Source organism: Enterobacter hormaechei ATCC 49162, from assembly GCF_001875655.1.
GTDB lineage: Bacteria > Pseudomonadota > Gammaproteobacteria > Enterobacterales > Enterobacteriaceae > Enterobacter > Enterobacter hormaechei.
The window spans coordinates 3,701,432-3,720,708 of record NZ_MKEQ01000001.1; the positions used below are offsets into that span (position 1 = coordinate 3,701,432).

The window sequence follows — 19,277 nt, forward strand, 5'->3', positions numbered from 1 at the left end:
GGCAAAATCATCGACCACTTAAAATCGTTGGTGACGCATTTTGACTTTGTTTACGATTAATACCTGCAAATCGTTTGGTTGCCGCAACTTAGGGCTGCCAATATCTGCATCTGCTGATTACCGTTGGCCAGACTACAGACTGGGATTCCCGGCATTACACTGTCGGGCTTGCGGGAGTTATCCCCCGCTGTTTGATGAACAACAATTTAATGAATGGCTAGCCGCTCATTTAAAGGCATATGCCACAGACAACGGTTATTTTTGTCCTGAATGTTATAGCCAGAAAATTATTTGTTATGGTTATAATCCACAGAGAACACAGCGCGTTCAGTGCCGGGCCTGCAAAAAAGTCTGGACACCTAAACGGCAAACAAAAAGATCAATCGTCCCCCCTGAACGTATCGAAACTATTTCACTCATTGTGCCATTCCAGGGAAGTTGTGCAGAACAAAAACTGTATGTGCTTATCAGTTTCGACGCCGACCGTGGAAGTGTTCTTCATATCTCCACAAATTTTACTCCGCATGCCAGCGGTGAAACGTTAAGGTATCGCTGGCGGGGGCATATTGAACCTGATTTGCGCCATAGTGATATTGTCAATCGGGTTGATATGCGCGAGATGCAGTTTCTACATCGTAGCCAGTTTGATGAAATTCAGTATGGTAGTGCGGCTCTTAAACGTAATGCCAGAGGTGCGATTCTGCGTCCCGTTATCTCGGCTCACGGGCATTTTCGCGTGCTGAACATCCTTTTTCCTCAGGTAAAGACACACGTTATTTCACACGAATGTTTTCTTCGAGGCGCTGCCATTACCGCCTGGGCAGATCTCTTTCGCCAGCGGCACGGTGAGCTTTGGTTTATAGAAGAGGAGATCCATGAAGCTGAGAGTGAAATACCCTGGACTTTTCTGAGAACCACGCAGCATGGCTGGTGGCAAACTCAGTGGCAACTTTGGGGGCAGGGGAAAAACCGCAGGATGGTATGTTCTTTGACTGGGGGAGATAAGCGTAACGCCAAAATACTCTCTTTAACGGCCAGCAGGAACTTTTGCCATTGGTTATACAAACAAGCTGAATATTCGCACAGTACCAAATTGTCCGCTGGGCGCGTAATGCAAATTCTCCTTTCTCTGGCAAATGAGTATAACCATAATCTTACACAAACGTTGTCTGGCACGAGTACCGGCTAAATCTGTCTGGTGCTAAAGTTACGGCCTGCATTCCTGTTATATAACGTCAAGGGTCCATGCAGATACATGAGCCTTTTTAACATTTGCAGGGCGATCAAGGGGTAATTAAAACCGGCTGATCGCTGGTTAATCAATTACCTCCATAGGTTATATAAGTAAAAAAAACTTTACCTTTAACAGGGGCAAGCGGGGGGAGGGGGCAAAAACGCAAACGGCAACCCGGTACCGTCCTGCATTTCTCAGGCGCAGAAAAGCAAAAAGCCTGCTTTAAAAGCAGGCTTTTCAAATTTGGCTCCTCTGACTGGACTCGAACCAGTGACATACGGATTAACAGTCCGCCGTTCTACCGACTGAACTACAGAGGAATCGTGTGAACGAGGCGCATATTATCGACCTGCGTGCGCCTTGTCAAAGGGGAAAACACCGTTTTTGTTCGTTTGCCGAGAATTTCAGCAAACCGATGATTTAATAGCAAATTTGCTTTCAAATTGCACAGTGAGTCGCGCCGCCCGCAGGCAGGCGGCGCGCAGGATCAGAACAGAACGGAATAGTTCAGACCAAACGTACGTCCACGGCCTTTATAGGTATACAGGCCCGGTGCGCCGTAGGTTGGGCTATACAGCCCCGGTGCGCGCTGGCCCCAGGCGGTGGTGTAGTCTTTGTCCAGCAGGTTTTCCACGCTGAAGCTGACTTTGCCCACCGGCAGGGCGTAGCTGCCAAGGAAATCAACGGTGTTATAGCCATCGATCTTCTTACCGTCGGCGTCAGACACGTCAAAGGTTTGCGTACTCTGCACGCGCAGCGCCCAGTCGCCCGGCGCCCAGTTGACCCATGCGCTGGCTTTCGACGGGCTGGCGCTGTCGACCGTCAGCTTCTCCCATTTGCCGTTTTCACGCGTTTCGGACTTGATGGCGTTGAAGTTCGCGCCGGTGCTCCAGTCGCTGTCGGTGAAGAAATAATCTACCTGGCCTTCAACCCCGTAGATACGACGTTTGTCGTCTTCCAGGTTGATGGTCATGTCGCTCTTGTTGATGGTGATGGTTTTATCCGAGAGCGAGTAGTAGGCCGCCACCTGCGTACGCAGGTTATCGCCAGTGAAGCGCCAGCCCAGCTCGTAAGCGTTGACCTTAATACCGTCCAGCGTTGAGTCGTTCACGTTCACGCTGTTTTGCAGGCGATAGTGGCCGTCAACCAGCTGATAGGTGCCTGAACCGTAATATTTGGCCAGGTCCGGAATTTCAAAGCCCTGGGAGAAGTTAAACCACAGCTGCTGCTGTTCGGTCAGGCGTCCAAGGATCCCGGCGTTAAACAGGAAGTTATTGTAATCGGTTTTCCCGCCCGGCACCGCGTCAGCGGAGGTCGCTTTGCCCGTGGCGATTGCCTGCTGCTGGGCGTAGCCGACAAAATCGTCCACCTTGTTTTCGGTGTACTGGTAGCGCACGCCGCCGCTCAGGGTGATGGCGTCAATATCGTAGCTGGCTTGCAGGAACGGCGCGAGGTTGGTAATGCTGTAACCCGGATAACGGCCCACGTTGTAGGCGTTGTCCAGCTCCATGCCGCCGCTTGCCGCTGCTTTGCTTAAGTCGAAGAACTGCTGGTTGGCGTCGAACGTTTCATGGTCGGCATCCACGCCCCAGGTGAGGGTCAGGTCGTCCATCGGCTTGCTGTTCAGCGTCAGCTTGCCACCGTAAAAATCGGTTTTCTGCTGGGACGCGCCAATGCTGGTCACCGTGCCTTTGCTCAGCGTCGGGAACGGGTAGTAGGTCAGGCTCTCATCACGGTAGTAAATCTGCGCAACCAGATCCTGTCCCCAGAAATCAGTGTTCGAATATTGCAGGTTAATCAGATGGCGCTCTGTGCCCGGGATACGGTCAGAGTTGAGGTTGTCTTTGTTGTAAGCTTTGGCATCGCCCGTGACCGCCGCAAAATTCTCCCCAAGGTACAGGCCATGCTTCCCGTCGGATTCGCTCTTGTAATACTGCGTGGTTAACTGGAGCTGCTGATGATCGTCAATGTTAATGGTGCCGGTGCCCATCACGTCGATACGGTCAGAATACTGCAAGCCGGTCTGGGTGTTATCGATAATCACCTCGTCGCCGTTGCCGTCATACCAGCCGCCGTAGCGCTGGTAGGAGACCGACAGACGGCCAGAGGCGTTATCGTTACCGCCGCTCACGGCTGCTGAGACGTTCTCATCATGATCGTTGTGGCTGTTAAATCCGCTTTTTGACCCGGTCTGGAACTCCACTTCGGTCTCCGGCTGGCCTTTTTTGGTGACGATGTTCACCAGCCCGCCGGTGCTGCCGCCGCCGTACAGCGAGGTGGCGCCGGAAATGACTTCGATACGGTCAATGTTGAACGGATCGATAGAGTCGAGCTGGCGGCTGTCGCTGCGGGACGAGTTCAGACGTACGCCGTCCACCATCACCATCATGGAGCGACCGCGCAGGTTCATACCGTAGTTGGTGCGTCCCTGGCTGCTGACGTCCATGCCGGGGATCAGCTGGGCCAGCACGTCTTTGATCTCTTTCCCGCCCTGAACCTGCTGCTCAATTTCCGCCCGCTCAATAACCCAGGTGGTTTGCGCCATCTCTGCCACGCTGCGATGTGCCCGGCTGGCGGAAACCACAATATCTTCTTCCTTTTGTTCTTCCGCCCACGCAGAGGTTGAAAGCATGGCAAGCAAGCACGGATTTAAAACCCAAAGATGAGAACGTTTCATTGTTATGTTGATCCTGAATGTGTGTGTCAGTACTCGGTGGTCTTCATTAATGATTTAAAAAACCTGGCTGCTCTCCGGGCTGGTGGTGCTCCGCCAGTGGATCACGCCGGGGGTGGTTGCCAGCTCAAACGGCTCGTCAGCGTGGGCGCGATTCAGAATTCGCGCCGCGCGCCAGGCCATCAGGCTGAGCTGGGGTTCGGCAATACCGAGACGGTGCATCCCGGCATTCACGGCGAACAGGCGGTTGCTCTGCGGGCCGTCCCATTCAAGGGTGAAATCGTTGTTGATGCAGAAGGCTTCATCCTCATCCAGACGCAGGCGATGAGACAGCGGCGCGAGGAACGCGGGCTGCACGGCGCGGTAGCCGGTGGCGAAAATCACCACGTCGCTCTCCAGCTGCTCACGGCCACCGTCCAGGTGATGCTGGATGCTGAGGCGATGTCCGGTTTCCTGGCGCGTCAGCGCCGTTACCGAGCGGGACGGCATCAGGTGCGCCCAGGGTTTTTCACGCAATACTTCGAAGCGGTGGTACATGGCGCGGTATATCGCCAGCAGTGACTCGGTGGTGATCCCGTCGGAGGTCATCTTCTGCTCGTGCAGCATCTGACGACGGGCGTCGTCACCAAGGGTGGAGAAGCTGTCCACGTACTCCGGCGTGAAGTATTCGTTAGCAAACGCGGCTTCATCCAGCGCGTTGTAGTTGTTGCGGCGCGACACCCAGTTGAGACTCAGCGGCTGGCCCCATTCCCCACGGAAGATATTCAAAAACAGATCGGCACCGCTCTGGCCGCCGCCGACGACGGTGACGCGCTTGCCCGCTAAATTCGGCGTGCGCAGCATCATTTCGCTGGCGTGGAAGCAGGTGTCGTCCTGCGCGGTGACGCAGTCGGGCAGATTGATCTGCTTCCCAATCCCCACGCAGACGTGGCGCGCCAGGAAGCGATCCCGCTGGGTCACGACCTCAAACAGGCCGTTTTGCTCATCAAAGCGGACCTGCTGCACCTGCTGGCTGAACGCCAGGTTCGTGAGGTTATCCGCCGCCCAGCACAGGTAGTCGGCAAACTCTTCGCGCGAGACGGTGCGCTGCTCGGTGGTCAGAAAACGGTAGAACTTTTTGCGCTGCACCAGGTAGTTCAGAAAGCTGTGGCGGTTGGTCGGCTCCACGGCGCTGACCAGATCCTTCAGGAAGCTGGTCTGCATGTGGCAGTCCGGCACCATCATTCCCGGATGCCAGGAGAAGTGCGGCTTGCGTTCAAGAAACAGCGAGCTAAAACCGTCCAGCCCCTCTGCCAGCGCGGCAATACTGAGGTTGAACGGACCGATACCAATGCCGATGAAATCATACGTTTTCATTGCGCTGACTCCTGGGAGACCAGAAAAAGAGGGTTATCAAGATCGCAGACATAGTTCGGCAGCATGCGGCTGCCGCCGTCGTGTTCAGAGAAGGTCAGTTTGACCGGGTTGAGGATCACGCGAATAATCTGCGGCTTAAACAGGTCGAACTTCACGAAGCGTTCTGCCAGATCCGGGTGGGCGGCCATATAGCGCTGTAATACCCCGGCCAGGATCTGGTAGAAGCGGGCTTCGCTCACGCCGCTTTGCAGGGTGAGACGGGAAATAAAGCGCAGCACCGTGACAAAGTTGCCGGTTTGCAGATCGTGGATGATGTACTCCGCGCTGAGGCGCGCCGTCACCGCTTTTACCTGTTCCGGCAGGCTCTGCGCCTGCGGGAAATCCTCGTCCACCAGGCGCATATCGCCCTGGAAATCCTTCAGCAGAATGCGCTGTGGAACGTAATCTTTCATCACCAGCGTCACGTTCTGGCCGTGGGCGATAAGCGCCACCCCGTAGCGGCAGAGCAGGTGATAGAAGGGGAGCACCGTCGCCTCAAACAGCTTGTCCAGCCATGCGTCAGCGTTTAACCCCGAGCGTTTGATCCACGCGTCAATCAGCGGGCGCCCCTGGTTATCGGTTTCCATCAGCGCCGCCATCAGCACTGCCTGTTCGCCATCCTGTAAATAGCAGGATGGGTTCTCGCGCCAGATCACCCCCAGCATCTCCTGATAGCGGTACGGCGCTTTCGGCAGAGCCGCATAGCCCGGATGTGAGAGATACCCGGCAGCGGGTTCGCCAAGCACCTGCGCCCCAGAGCGGGCAAGCGTGGCATCGCTGGCGAACTGTTGCTGAAGCCAGCGCGAGGCCAGCGGACCGGCGGCAATGTACTTGCCCGGAATGCCGCGATAGCAGGAGGTGTTGTAGATGGTCAGCGGCAGCTTGATGTCATACGGCGCGCGACGGCTGGCATTGGTCAGCGTGCGCAGGGACTGCTGGGCAAGATACTCATCGCCAAACTCGCCCAGCTCCACCATTTCGCCGCGCGCCAGCTGCGCCAGGAAATGGATGGCAATTTTTTGCTGCCACTGCCACGGGTGCAGCGGCACCGGCAGCCAGCTGTCGTCCAGATCCAGCCCCTGCCAGCGGGCGTTGAACCGCTCGCGCTCGGCATCATCCATGGCGCTGGACAGCAGAGTGTGAATGTCACAATCGGCGTCGCTGCTCCAGACCAGATGCGCGCGCTTAACGGCGACCCAGTGCAGGCGAAAACGTCCGCGATATTCAGGCGCATACTGGCGTAGCGCATCCAGCCCCCAGCCGCGGCGTCCCTTGTTGAAAATAAACTTCGGGTGACCGCGCATCAGACACTGTAATTCGTCCGGGTCGAGGTGGATCAGCGCATCGGCATCCAGTGTTTCACGCGCCTGCAACAGCTGCATGTCACCCCGCAGCGTGGCGTAGAGATCTTCCATGTGCTCCGCCGTTTGCGCGTCGCTCATCTCCAGCACGGTGGCCAGTTGCAGCAGTGCGTTTTCCGCTTCAACCGCCGCGCCGCTGGTGGTGGTCAGGGTGTCAGGGTCGATATGCAGCCAGCCCCAGATCCCACGCGTGGCGCAAAACTGCCAGGTCGCGTTGCCCATGCTGATGCGCCAGCCGTCCGCCGAAACCGGTTCGGCGCGCAGGGTGCGTTCATATTCCAGTTCAGCGAGGATCTTCGCCACCATCTCGCGGTTCACTTTCTGCCAGAGTGCGTTCACAGTTCCACCTCGTGGAAGAAGCGGTGACGCTCGCTCATGATGAGGCGCGAGCGTTTGTGCGGGAAGTCGAACTCTTTCACCGTGTCGAAACCGGCAGAGGCCAGATGGCGGAACAGACGCTGGTTGTCGAAGCGCGGTTCCGCCACAATGCGCGCCGTGCGCGGCTCATCGAGATACAGATAGTGGCTGAGGCCGCGCAGCCAGCTGCGGATATACTGCGCCCCGCGCCAGTTCTCTTCGCCCACCAGCATGTGCAGCCCGCGGTCAAAGGGCTGCCAGCGGTAATGACGGCCAATGCGGTCTTCTGCCGCCCAGTAGAGTTCAAAATAGCCGAACGGCTGGTCGTCGAAGCAGCCGATAACCGGGTAGCAGTACGTCGAGTCAAGCTGACGGCGCAGGTAGTTTTCCTGCTCGGCCTGCGGGCCCGCCATCTCCCAGAAGGCATTCACGCGCGGGGTGTTCATCCAGCGGGTAAAACGCTCGCCGTCCAGCGCTACGTCCGCTACGCGAAAGCTCAGGGTGCGCTTAATCTGCGGATCGTAACGGCGATACACTTCGCCCTGCGGACGGTGAGGGCGCACCGGGAAGTACAGCTGACGGCTCTCATCAAACTGCATGTCGCCGCTGGCCTGCGGACGTTCGCCTTTCAGCCACAGCGGCAGCTGCCAGAAAACGTCGCGCGCCAGATAATCCCCGTGAACCAGGCTAAACAGCGCCTGCGCCTGCGGTTCATTCTGCCAGGCAGCCCACGGCAGGGTAATACCCGTCAGCGCAGGTGCGGCAACAAACAGCTGATCGAGGGCGTCCACCAGCCAGCCGTCTGGTAGCCCGGCCAGACGCGCAAGGACCGCGCTGCCGTCAAGACCCAGCGTCAGCGGCAGGTTTTGTTCCGTGGATGTGCAGCAAAAGCCGTAACCGGAATGGACGATATTCGCAATGGCCATCACGCCTTCTCCTTATAAAACGGGTTGCTAAAGTCGAAATAGATCACCGCGGGATCGGCGATGGTGTTTTCGTTGCGATCGTGCAGGTAACAGAAGAAGTTGCCTTTACAGTTCCAGGTCGGGCTGTCGAGCACGTAATCGAGACAGCGGGTCTGCTTCGCCGTCTTGCGTAGTTCCGCCAGCGCGTCACGTACGCGGGACATCAGGGTCTCTTCGCTGTCGAACCCGGCAGCGGCAAGCGCGGCGGTGACGGCAAGGGTGGAGTTCAGCAGCAGGTAGTACGGGAAGTAGCGCAGCAGCTGGCTGTCGCCAAAGCGGTTTTCTACCCCGGTTTCGCCTGCCTCTTCCAGCCACGCGTCGGCCCCTGCGGTCCAGGCGCTGCCCTGACAGTCGCGGTAGATCAGCCCGACCGGGAAGTCCTGCTGCATCTCTACGAGGATATTTTGCTGGTGTGCCAGCAGAACCAGGCCGTAGTCCGCCTCGGCGCTGAACAGCGGAAGCAATACGCGGTCGCAGTAGGCATCCAGCCAGCAGCGCGCGGCCTGGGCGAGCGGGAGATCCAGACGCTGGCTCAGACGGCGCACCGCCGCCGCCAGCAGGCTGTCGCCGCCGTCCGGTGCGGCCTGGGTCAGGCTCACCAGTACGTTGGTTTGGGTTGCTGGGGTATCAAACAGCAGATTGACGCGCAGGGCCATCAGGCTCTCTTCCTGAACGACGCCGTTTTCGTCACGCAGCCCAGCCCAGCCGTCTTCCTGCATCACGCGCATGGTCGGGTAGCGCGCCTGAAGTTCCTGCCAGCGTGCCGTTTTCGCCAGTCGTGCCAGGCGCATGCCGCGCTTAACTTCTTTCACCGACAGCGTGCGCACGGAGTTGGTCAGGCGTACGCTCAGGGAAAACTTAATCATGTCGCTGTTGGTTTCGCTGTACAGCGAGCGGGAGGAGCTGGTGGGCAGCCAGTGCGCACCGGCTTCGCCCAGATCGCGCAGGGCACCTTTTTCCGCCAGACGCTGGCACCAGTCCTGCTCCAGCAGATAGTCGGCCTGCCACGGATGCATCGGCAGCAGCCAGCGGGTGTCGGTGAAATGACCGAGCAGCTCGGGTGCGCTCTGGGCGGCGAAGCGCAGCAGACGTTCCCGCAGGGAGACATTCAGGCTGTCGCCGGCGATCAGCGTATGCTCAACCGCAAACCAGCGCAGCGGGAAGCGGGAGGCGAAATCCGGCAGATAGCGGCGCGCCTCGGCCTCGTTAAACGGCTCGTGCGATTTCGGGGCAGGGTGAAAAGCATGGCCGACCAGCAGCGCCTGTTCCGCGTCGGCAAAGGTCAGCGGCGTATCGCGCAGGTTTGCCCAGTTGTGACGTAAATCAATGGCCTGCCAGGTATGCGTATGGCTTTCCAGAACGCGCTGCCTGAAGCGAGCCAGCGTATCGGCGTCCAGAGTGCCTTTTACTGACTCTTTTTGAAGAATAAAATCAATCAGTTGATGAAATGTGACCGCGTCACCGCCGTCGCTGTCGGCCTGAATCAGCGTTGCCGGGAAATGATACTGATGATGCTGCGTGGGGGAGAAATAGCGAACCGGAACCCGGATGGCCTGGGTTGGGGAGAGCGGGATATGAATCTGCGATAACTCATCCGCACGGGTTGCGGGAAGATAGTGCCAGTCCTTCGTTTCGCGCAGCAGCGCGTTCAAAAAACACTGGGCCGCAACATCTGTACCGGCGGAGCGGGGCAGAGTACGCATAGATGTACCTCATTCCATGACTGATAATAATTCTCGTTATGATATTCATTCTGTTTACAGCCGCAACTATTTTTGCAATATTTGTTTTCATAAACTTCATAATTTCCACACATTTATTGACATTATCTTCACAATCTTATGCGCGCCCGTACTGAAAATCTCACTGACGTTGTGGCTCCGAAAGCTAACTGGCCCCTGGCACTGGGCGCAGGTTTATTAGGTATTGGGCAAAACGGTTTGCTGGTCATGCTGCCGCAGCTGGTCTCTCTGACCGGACTGTCGCTGTCCGTCTGGGCCGGGCTGTTGATGTTCGGCTCGATGCTCTTTTTGCCCGCATCGCCCTGGTGGGGACGCCAGAGTGAGCGACACGGCTGTAAGGTCGTGATGCTGGCTTCGTTAGGCGGTTACCTGGCCAGCTTCGTCGTGATGGCGCTGGTGGTCTGGGCGATGGCAAACGGCGCGCTGAATGCCTTCTGGGGCATGGCGGGGCTGGTTCTGTCGCGCATGCTGTATGGCCTGACGGTATCGGGGCTGGTGCCTGCGGCCCAGACGTGGGCCATTCAACGCGCGGGGCTGGATAAACGGATGGCGGCGCTGGCGACGATAAGCTCTGGCCTGAGCTGCGGGCGTCTGCTGGGGCCGCCTCTGGCGGCGCTGATGCTCAGCGTCAGCCCGGTCGCACCGCTCTGGCTGATGGCGGTGGCGCCGTTTATCGCGCTGCTGCTGGTGCTGCGTGAAGCCGCCGATCCCCCGCTGCCGCCGGTAGCGCATCAGTCGACGCGGCTACAGGCCTCTATGTTGCCTTTCCTGGTGCTGGCGCTGCTGCTGGCGGCGCTGGTCAGCCTGATGCAGCTTGGCTTATCGCCACATCTTCACCCGTTATTCAACGGTGATGCGGTGCAAATCAGCCATCATGTCGCGCTCCTGCTGAGCCTGGCCGCGCTGGCGACCCTGGCGGCGCAGTTTCTGGTGGTGCGCCCGCAGCATTTTAGCCCGAGGGGGTTACTCTTGCTTGCCGCGGTGCTGATGGTGACGGGGCTTGGGGTGATGTGTCTCGCCAGTTTAGCCCTGTTCTACGCGGGAATTGTCCTCACCTCACTGGGGGCCGCTATGGCAACACCGGGATATCAGCTTTTGCTCAACGATCGCCTGACGACGGGCAAAGGCGCAGGGGTGATCGCCACCAGCCATACGTTGGGGTACGGAGCCAGCGCACTGCTGGTACCCGTGGTGACGCGCTTTTACGGTGAGCAGTTTTTGATTACTGCCGCCTGGGGAATGGCGCTGCTGTTTTTCGCGGTGAGCGTATGGGTACGATCAACCGATCGCACCCCTGCTGAACATTAGTGGAACGGATGAGAGGATGTGCTGGCAGCATCCTCACTTTGCCGCAGACGCTGGAGCGGATCCTGCTGATAAAACTGGCAGAAACGCTGCCACAACGCCGGGAAGCGTGGGGCGAAAAGCTCAGGTGCGCTAAAGAAATACTCGGACAGCACCGCAAAGCACTCGGCGGGATCGGTCGCGGCGTAGGCATCAATGCTGGCCGCGCTTTCACCCACCAGGTCTATCTCATCCTGAATGTTTTCCATCGCCGCGTGCAGATCGTGCTCCCATCCCGCGACTTCACGCAGGGGGATCAGCGGCACGCCGCTGGCGCGATCGCCGTTGCGGGTATCCAGCTTATGCGCCACCTCGTGAACGATCAGGTTGAAGCCCGAGGCATCAAACGAGTCCTGAATATCCAGCCAGTTGAGGATTATCGGCCCTTGCTGCCAGCTTTGTCCTGACTGCACCATACGCTGGTTATGCACCAGACCGATGTCATCCTCCCACTCATCATCGACGATAAACGGCGCCGGGTAGATCAGCACTTCGTGGAAGCCATCCAGCCACTCGATGCCTAACTCCAGCACCGGCAAGCAGAAGAGCAGGGCGATGCGCGAATTTTTAAGCGGATCCAGTTCGAAGCCCTGTAGCGGCACCAGCCTTTTTTGCTGTAAAAAACGCTCGGCCAGCTGAATCAGCCTGGATTGCTCTTCAGGCAAGAGATTCGCCAGCACGGGGATCGCCAGAGCCTCATCCCAGGGCAGCGCCATATTTCGACCAGCTTCGTTCGTTTTCCAGGGCCACTTAATCATCGCTTTGCTCGTTACTCGCACGTGAACAAAATGGAAAGGTCAGGGGCTGTTAGCATGCCAACATACACTGTTTAGCAGTATGACACTCCTCTTCGGCTGTTTGCAGACTGGCAGCCTGTTTAAGAGGAATCCAGCCCGCATAAACTATCACTATGTGCCGTCAGGTTGATAGCGCTTTAGGGGTATCCCCTTCATTTTGTGAAGTATGTCGTGCGCGGCTATGATAAATCTCTTCTTACTCTACCGTGCTTAAGGATCCCGTCAGTATGCCCGTCAATTTTGACCTCAACGATCTCTACGCCTTCCGCGCACTGCTGGAGTACGGCAATTTCCGTCTTGCGGCAGAGTCTATCTGCCTTTCCCAGTCGGCGTTGAGTCGCAGAATTGAAAAGCTGGAGGCGGCACTGGGGGCAAAACTGTTCGACAGAACCACCCGGCGCGTCACGCTGACCCTGTATGGTCAGACCTTTGCCGACCGGTGCGGGCAACTGCTTGCCGATGTGGAATCCATGCTTTCGGATATCGATAAAGCCAGCGAGGAGCGCACGGGGCTGATCACCGTGGCGACGGTGCCGTCAGCCGCCTGTTACTTTATGCCGGATGTGATCCGCCGCTTTCAGTCCCGTTACCCCCGCGTACGCATAAAACTGATCGACAGCAGCGCCGGAAATGTCATCGAGGCCGTTACCCGCGGACAGGCCGATTTCGGTATCTGCTTTGCACAAAGTTTGCAACCCGACATCGAGTTTGTCCCGCTGGTGGAGGACGTTTACGTGGCTGCCTGCCGACGAGACAGCCCGCTTGCAAAAAGAAAAAGCCTGACGTGGCAGGCTTTTTATCAGCAGGATTATATCGGTCTGGATAAGACCTCTGGCAACCGCAATCTTCTCGACCAGCGGGTCGGGCATATTCGGCCTGAGCGCCCCAGTATCTGCGAAACGCGGCACGTAACGACCATGCTGGGGATGGTGGAAGCGGGCATCGGCATTGCGGCCGTTCCCGCTATGTCGATGCCCCGCGCAGAGCATTCATTGCTGACGTCGGTGCCTTTGACCGAGCCAGAGGTCAGGCGAACCGTGGGGCTGATTCGCCGTCGCGGGCGGATCCAGTCCTATATTGCTGCCGAACTGGAAACGCTGATCACTGAGCAGTATCGCGAGTTGCACTGACGGGCATTAAGCCCGTTGTCGTGATGACGCTGGCGGCCTGTGGCGAGGAGAGAAAGGCCAGCAACGCTTTCCCCTGTTCAGGATGGTCGGCCTTCTGCGTTACGGCTCCGGCGAAACGGGTAATGTACTGCATGTCGTCAGGCAACTTACCCACAAACGTCACCCCCGGTACCGGCAGAAGTTCGCTCACCTGCTGAAAGCCGAGATCGTATTTCCCTTTTGCCACTTCAGACGCCACCGGGATGCGCTCAACCCGGTGCGCTTTATCGTGAACCTGACCGTCGATGCCCAGCTTACGGAACAGCTCGCTCTCAACATACCGGTCGCTGGCGCTGTCGGAATAAGCCATGGAATGTGCCTTCAGCAGCGTTTGCCGCAGGGCGGGCACCGTACTGATATCCGGCACCGGCGCGCCCGCCCTGACGACCATGCCGACGGGCGAATCCGCCAGCTCCACGCGGGAGCCTGGCGCCGTCCTGCGATCCTGTTCCAGTTTCGCCAGCGCATCGCCCACCATAATCACCACGTCCGCTTTTTCGCCCCGGGCGAGCCGGGCCGGAATGGCCTGCGGCGTTTTGCCCATCGACGGGCCGGAGATCAAAACGATCCTGTCGCCGCTTTTCGCTTCGTACTGCGGCGCCAGCTTCTCCAGGGCGGCCTTGAAGCCGCCAGAAATCATCACCGTCACATCCTGTGCAAGCGCGCCCGCACTGAGGGTGGCGAAAGTCAGGGCGGCAATCACCGTTCTGAATGTAAGCATAATGAATCACTCCTCAACGGCGGTTTGCAGGGTTAACGTGCGACGGCGATAGAGATACAGCGTTGCCAGCAGGGCGCAAACGGCGGCAAAGCTCATCCAGTAGCCCGGGGAGGCTTTGTCTCCGGTGTACTCAATTAAGGCGGTTGAAATGACCGGCGTGAAACCGCCAAAGACCGCCGTTGCCAGGCTGTAAGCCAGCGAGAAGCCCGCCACGCGCACCTCTGTTGGCATGATCTCCGTCAGGGCCGGGATCATCGCGCCGTTATACAGGCCGTAGAGGAAAGAGAGCCACAGCAGCACGGTCAGCATCATGGAGAAGCTCGGGGCTGCGGCCAGCATCGTCAGCGCCGGATAGCTGGTCGCCAGCGCCAGCAGCGTCATGGCGATCAGCACCGGTTTACGCCCGAAGCGGTCCGACAGCGCGCCGCCCACCGGCAGCCAGATGAAGTTAGATACTGCCACCAGCAGCGTCACCAGCAGGCTGTCCGACGCGCTCAGCATCAGGACTTTTTTACCGAAGGTCGGTGCGTAAACGGTGATCAGGTAAAACGCGGTGGTGGTCATCGCTACCATCAGCATGCCCGCAAAAACAACCTGCCAGTTAGCGAGCAGCGTCGAGAAGACCTGACGCATCGCCAGATGGTGGCGACGGGCGCAGAATTCCTCGGTCTCTTCCAGCTTGCGGCGCAGGAAAAAGATGAACGGCACAATCAGACAGCCAAACAGGAACGGGATACGCCAGCCCCATTCGCGAATGGCACTCTCCTCCAGCAACACATTCAGGGCGAAGCCCATCGCCGCTGCGATCATAATGGCGACCTGCTGGCTCCCCGACTGCCAGCTGGTGTAAAAACCTTTGCGGCCCGGCGTGGCGATCTCCGCCAGATAAACCGAAACCCCGCCCAACTCGGCGCCTGCGGAAAAACCCTGTAACAGGCGTCCGGTCAGCACCAGCAGCGGCGCCCACAGGCCAATGCTCTGATAAGAAGGGATCAGCACAATCAGAAACGTTCCGGCGGCCATAATCGACAGGGTGACGATCAGCCCTTTACGGCGACCCACTTTATCAATGTAAGCCCCCAGGACAATGGCCCCGATGGGACGCATCAGGAAGCCTGCGCCAAAGACGGCGAAGGTCATCATCAGCGACGCAAATTCACTGCTCGCCGGAAAGAACGTGTGGGCGATGTAGGTGGCATAAAAGCCGAACAGAAAGAAGTCGAATTGCTCAAGAAAGTTGCCCGATGTGACGCGAAAAATCGCGCCCGCTTTCGCACGAACCGTTGCAGGTGAGGTTGAGGAAACCATGATTATCTCCAGTTTTATAGTGACGTTATGCTCGTCTGTTTCTGAAAACTGGATCAGGAAGCGGAAATTAATAAGCGCAAATAGCGCATGAACTGATGCGTGTCGTGCATTAATGACAATCTGTTGACCAGGATTTACATAGGCAACAATAGCTTAACATTTTGGTGATCTTTCATTTACCCGTTTTCGCTAAGTTGCTGATATCGCTGTTTTGTGACATCGCGCAGGCAGAAGCCAGGCGGGGGCCTGGCTCGGGATTATCAGCGCAGCGCGTTCGCAATCGCGCTAAACATCAGAGATGCTTCCAGCGGCTGGGCGCTGAATGACGGCTCTGCCTGCGGCCAGGTGGACCACTGGACGATAACCAGATTTTCTTTCTGATTAACCATGATCATCTGACCAAAAATGCCCAGCGCCCAGAGAGAATCCTTCAGCGAATTTTCGACTGTCGGCTCCACGTGTGTGGCAGTGACCGGCACTTCGTTGTTCCACCACTGGTAGCCGTACAAGCCCTTCGGATGCGCGGCGGACACCGACCCTTTGGCCTGTGTCCAGGTGGAGGACTGTTTCACCCAGCCGTCGGGGAGGATCGGCTTTCCGTCCGGCAGCGTACCGTTATGCAGGATAAACTCCCCGAAACGCCCCCAGTCTTCCAGCGTGGCGTTAAACCCATGCGCGCCCACGTCGTGCTGGCCTTTGCTGTAGGCATGCCACACGCCGTCGCTCGCCATGCCGTACGGCTGCCAGATGGTCTTCTCCAGATACGCCGCGAGCGTCATGCCGGTGGCGCGCTCAAGCACATCGCCTAACAGCCAGGCGCCACCCGAGGAATAGGACCAGTTTTCGCCCGCCGGGTGTTCGCGGTGTAATCCCTTCACCAGGGTGCGCACGCAGTCGTAGGTTCCCGGTTTCGCTTCGCATTCGGTAAGCCGGGCGAAGTCAGATTGCGGGTTGGTGTAATCTTCACTCCACGCCACGCCAGAGGTGTGGGTGATGAGCTGTTTCAGCGTTACGCCGTCCCAGGCGGTGCCTTTTAAATCCGGTTCGTATTGGGTAATAAGGTCGTCCAGGGAGTGGATTTTCCCTTCTTTAATTGCAACCCCCACCAGCGCGGAGACCACGGATTTGCCCACAGAGCGCGACGTCCAGAGCGTTGAGTCGGTATTGCCTTCTCCCAGGTATTTATAGGCGACTTTGCCATTTTTCAGCACCAGCATGCCGCTGACGTTCTGGCGTTTCAGGTAATCCTGAAGATTGTAAATCTTACCCTTCACCTGATAGCGGGCATCGGTGAGCGGTTTTTCTGCGGGCAGCAGCGGCGTAGCGTTGCCGTGGCGGAACACATCCCCCGCGTAGTTGCGGTAGTCATTGCGAAAGCCCACCACGCGATCGGCCTGGCTCCAGGTGAGCATGGTATGCGCGTCCGGGAGTCTGGCATCAAAAGGCGCCGGGCAGGTGGTGAGGTCGGTACCGTTGCAGGCCGCGAAAACGGCGGGCGAGAGCAGGCTGCTGACAACCAGCGCCGCGAGCAGCGTGCGGTTTGTTTTGATTTTCATCTTTATCTCGTATGGCTCAGGAAGGACTTCAGTTTAAGAACCCGCGCTCTATAATAAAAAGCGCGTTATGGGGGAAAATCCCCCGCAAAAATTGCGTGGAGAATGACGTGGCATCACTGATCTATTCCTTTGCCCAGCTTGAGGCGTTCACCGCCGTCGCTGAACACGGCAGCCTGATGAAGGCGGCCAGTAAACTCGGCAAAGATCGTACTACCCTGCGGGATCTGATCGATTTCCTGGAAGATGGGCTGGGCTACGCTCTGTTCCTGCGGGAGGGTCGGAGCCTGCGCCTGACGCCGGAGGGGGAGCAGCTTCAGCGGCAGGCGCACCTGCTGATGCGGCAGGTCAAAGCGTTTGAGGCGTTTGCCAGAACGGTGCCGGACAGCGCCACGCAGGAGATTGCCCTCGTTTACGATCCATTCACCCCCAGAGCCTTTTTACAGGCGCTGATTGCCACACTGGCGGCGAAAAACATTCGCCTGAGCCTGACCAGCGCGTCGCGCGATGAGGCAGAAGCGATGCTGGCAAACGGTCAGGCCGATGTGGGGATCTGCCAGGCGCGCAACCGCAGCGTGGGCAATGAGATGGAGTGGCGGGCGCTGGGGGCGATCGAAATGGATTTTTACGCCGCCACGACGTTGTTTGCGAAGGCATCGTCGCCGGTGTCGCTGCTCGATCTCTCTCTGGTTCCGCAGATCATTATGCATGCCGCCTCAGACGAGCCGGTTGCCCGTCGCCTGCAAATTTCAGGGCACACGCTTTTCACTAACGAACTGGAGATGCTGCGCGGCCTGCTGGAGCTGGGGTGCGGCTGGGGCTTTTTGCCGACCCATCTTCACGCGACGCAGTGGCAAAACGTTAAAAGGCTGCCCACCGAAGTGGGCAGCCAGGGGATAAGTCAGACGATGGTCACCATCTGGAAGCCAGGCAGCGACAAGCGCGGGGTGATCAATGAGACGCTGTCGCTGCTTCCGGCGTTATGGAAAAGCTCAGCGCTGTGAGCATCCCTGGCACTGTTTGTTCTGGATCTGCTGGAAGAAGTCGTTGCCTTTGTCATCCACCAGGATAAACGCCGGGAAGTTTTCTACCTCAATTTTCCAGATCGCTTCCATACCCAGTTCGGGATACGCCACGCACTCCAGGCTCTTGATGCTGTTTTGCGCCAGCACCGCCGCCGGGCCGCCGATGCTGCCGAGGTAGAAACCGCCGTGTTTATGGCAGGCGTCGGTGACCTGCTGGCTGCGGTTGCCTTTGGCCAGCATGATCATGCTTGCACCGTGGGATTGCAGCAGGTCCACGTAGGAGTCCATGCGTCCGGCGGTGGTTGGGCCTAAGGAGCCAGAGGCGTAACCTTCCGGCGTTTTGGCCGGGCCTGCATAGTAAATCGGGTGATCTTTCACGTACTGCGGCAGGGCTTCGCCGTTGTCGAGCAGCTCTTTCAGTTTCGCATGGGCGATGTCGCGCGCCACGATAATGGTGCCGTTCAGCGACAGGCGGGTAGAGACCGGGTGCGCGGAAAGCTGCGCCAGAATGTCGTGCATCGGCTTGTTCAGATCGATGCTTACCACGTCGCCTTCCCCCTGCTGGCGGAGAGATTCAGGAATGTACTGGCCCGGGTTGTGCTCCAGCTTCTCAATCCAGATCCCGTCGCGGTTGATCTTCGCTTTGATGTTGCGGTCAGCGGAGCAGGAGACCCCCATCCCGATTGGGCAGGAGGCACCGTGGCGCGGCAGGCGGATGACGCGGATGTCGTGGGCGAAGTATTTCCCGCCAAACTGCGCGCCAAGGCCGAGGTTTTGCGCTTCCTGAAGCAGTTCCTGTTCCAGCTGAACGTCGCGGAACGCCTGACCGTGCGCGTTGCCTTCGGTTGGCAGCGCGTCATAGTAGCGGGTGGAAGCGAGCTTGACGGTTTTCAGCGTCGCTTCTGCGGAGGTGCCGCCGATAACGAAGGCGATATGGTAAGGCGGGCAGGCCGCGGTGCCCAGGGTACGCATCTTCTCAACCAGATAATTTTTCAGCTTCGCCGGGGTGATCAGCGCTTTGGTTTCCTGATACAGATAGGTTTTGTTGGCAGAGCCGCCGCCTTTTGCCATGCACAGGAATTTGTATTCGTCCCCGTCCACGCTGTAGAGGTCGATTTGCGCGGGCAGGTTGGTGCCGGTGTTCACCTCTTTATACATATCCAGCGCCGCATTCTGCGAGTAGCGCAGGTTGTCTTCAATATAGGTGTTATACACGCCCTGACTCAGCGCCGCTTCATCGCCGCCGCCGGTCCAGACGCGCTGGCCTTTCTTACCCATAATGATTGCCGTGCCGGTATCCTGACACGTAGGCAGCACGCCTTTCGCCGCAATCTCGGAGTTGCGCAGGAATTGCAGGGCAACGTACTTATCGTTCTCGCTGGCTTCCGGGTCGCTCAGAATGGCCGCAACCTGCTTCTGGTGAGAGGTGCGCAGCATAAACGCCGCATCGTGGAAGGCCTGCTGCGCTAGCAGGGTCAGGGCTTCCGGCTCCACTTTCAGCACTTCCTGACCGTCGAACTCGGCAACGGAGACATGCTCTTTGGTCAGCAGATAGTATTCGGTGTCGTCATGGGAAAGCGGGAAGGGGTTCTGATAAAAAAACGGTTTATTCGACATAGTATTGCTCCACAA

The 19,277-nt window shown here is 58.1% G+C and carries 14 protein-coding genes and 1 tRNA gene; 4 read left to right on the forward strand and 11 right to left on the reverse strand.

Going from position 1 to position 19,277, the window contains the following annotated elements; all coding sequences use genetic code 11:
* Positions 1-37 precede the first annotated feature (37 nt).
* Entirely contained in the window at positions 38-1,189 is a 1,152-nt protein-coding gene (locus BH712_RS18240) for a hypothetical protein (protein ID WP_032673938.1), read from the forward strand.
* A 289-nt stretch (positions 1,190-1,478) separates the two neighbouring features.
* Here the strand turns inward: BH712_RS18240 and BH712_RS18245 are convergent.
* The 6 genes from BH712_RS18245 to BH712_RS18270 form a co-directional block, all read right to left on the reverse strand.
* Positions 1,479-1,554: transfer RNA gene (locus BH712_RS18245), tRNA-Asn, on the reverse strand.
* 167 nt (positions 1,555-1,721) lie between these two features.
* The gene (locus BH712_RS18250; RefSeq protein ID WP_006811190.1) at positions 1,722-3,911 is read right to left on the reverse strand and encodes a TonB-dependent siderophore receptor; all 2,190 of its coding nucleotides are present in this window, start codon (positions 3,909-3,911) and stop codon (positions 1,722-1,724) included.
* 54 nt (positions 3,912-3,965) lie between these two features.
* Positions 3,966-5,264 carry a lysine N(6)-hydroxylase/L-ornithine N(5)-oxygenase family protein gene (locus BH712_RS18255; protein WP_006811189.1) on the reverse strand — a complete coding sequence of 433 codons (1,299 nt, stop codon included), beginning with the start codon at positions 5,262-5,264 and terminating at the stop codon, positions 3,966-3,968.
* The gene (gene iucC, locus BH712_RS18260; protein ID WP_006811188.1) at positions 5,261-7,003 is read right to left on the reverse strand and encodes an IucA/IucC family protein; all 1,743 of its coding nucleotides are present in this window, start codon (positions 7,001-7,003) and stop codon (positions 5,261-5,263) included. The genes BH712_RS18255 and iucC overlap by 4 nt, the downstream gene beginning before the upstream one ends.
* Positions 7,000-7,947 carry a GNAT family N-acetyltransferase gene (locus tag BH712_RS18265; protein ID WP_006811187.1) on the reverse strand — a complete coding sequence of 316 codons (948 nt, stop codon included), beginning with the start codon at positions 7,945-7,947 and terminating at the stop codon, positions 7,000-7,002. The genes iucC and BH712_RS18265 overlap by 4 nt, the downstream gene beginning before the upstream one ends.
* Entirely contained in the window at positions 7,947-9,689 is a 1,743-nt protein-coding gene (locus tag BH712_RS18270; protein ID WP_006811186.1) for an IucA/IucC family protein, read from the reverse strand. Before BH712_RS18270 ends, BH712_RS18265 begins: the two co-directional genes overlap by 1 nt.
* 138 nt (positions 9,690-9,827) lie before the next feature.
* On the opposite strand from BH712_RS18270, the gene BH712_RS18275 reads away from it, so the two are divergent.
* Positions 9,828-11,036, forward strand: a complete 1,209-nt coding sequence (locus tag BH712_RS18275; protein ID WP_006811185.1) for an MFS transporter — start codon at positions 9,828-9,830, stop codon at positions 11,034-11,036.
* On the opposite strand, the gene mtfA is transcribed toward BH712_RS18275, so the two are convergent.
* Positions 11,033-11,830, reverse strand: coding sequence for a DgsA anti-repressor MtfA (gene mtfA, locus BH712_RS18280; protein WP_006811184.1), 798 nt, complete (start codon positions 11,828-11,830; stop codon positions 11,033-11,035). The genes BH712_RS18275 and mtfA overlap by 4 nt on opposite strands.
* A gap of 266 nt (positions 11,831-12,096) precedes the next feature.
* Here mtfA and psrA point away from each other — a divergent pair, with 266 nt between their 5' ends.
* Positions 12,097-12,999, forward strand: coding sequence for an L-proline-binding transcription factor PsrA (gene psrA / locus BH712_RS18285; protein WP_006811183.1), 903 nt, complete (start codon positions 12,097-12,099; stop codon positions 12,997-12,999).
* Here psrA and BH712_RS18290 read toward each other — a convergent pair.
* The 3 genes from BH712_RS18290 to BH712_RS18300 all read right to left on the reverse strand — a co-directional run bounded on the left by BH712_RS18290 (position 12,971) and on the right by BH712_RS18300 (position 16,623).
* Positions 12,971-13,759: a substrate-binding domain-containing protein gene (locus tag BH712_RS18290; protein ID WP_006811182.1), complete on the reverse strand. Its 789-nt coding sequence runs from the start codon at positions 13,757-13,759 to the stop codon at positions 12,971-12,973. The two genes, psrA and BH712_RS18290, sit on opposite strands and share 29 nt — an antisense overlap.
* 6 nt (positions 13,760-13,765) lie before the next feature.
* Positions 13,766-15,067, reverse strand: coding sequence for an MFS transporter (gene tcuC, locus BH712_RS18295; protein WP_006811181.1), 1,302 nt, complete (start codon positions 15,065-15,067; stop codon positions 13,766-13,768).
* A 260-nt stretch (positions 15,068-15,327) separates the two neighbouring features.
* On the reverse strand, positions 15,328-16,623 hold the full coding sequence (locus BH712_RS18300) for a serine hydrolase domain-containing protein (RefSeq protein ID WP_006811180.1): 1,296 nt from the start codon (positions 16,621-16,623) through the stop codon (positions 15,328-15,330).
* Between the two features lie 95 nt (positions 16,624-16,718).
* On the opposite strand from BH712_RS18300, the gene BH712_RS18305 reads away from it, so the two are divergent.
* Positions 16,719-17,624, forward strand: coding sequence for a LysR family transcriptional regulator (locus BH712_RS18305; protein WP_032673936.1), 906 nt, complete (start codon positions 16,719-16,721; stop codon positions 17,622-17,624).
* Here BH712_RS18305 and fumA read toward each other — a convergent pair.
* Entirely contained in the window at positions 17,613-19,262 is a 1,650-nt protein-coding gene (gene fumA / locus BH712_RS18310) for a class I fumarate hydratase FumA (protein ID WP_006811178.1), read from the reverse strand. The genes BH712_RS18305 and fumA overlap by 12 nt on opposite strands.
* Positions 19,263-19,277 lie beyond the last annotated feature (15 nt).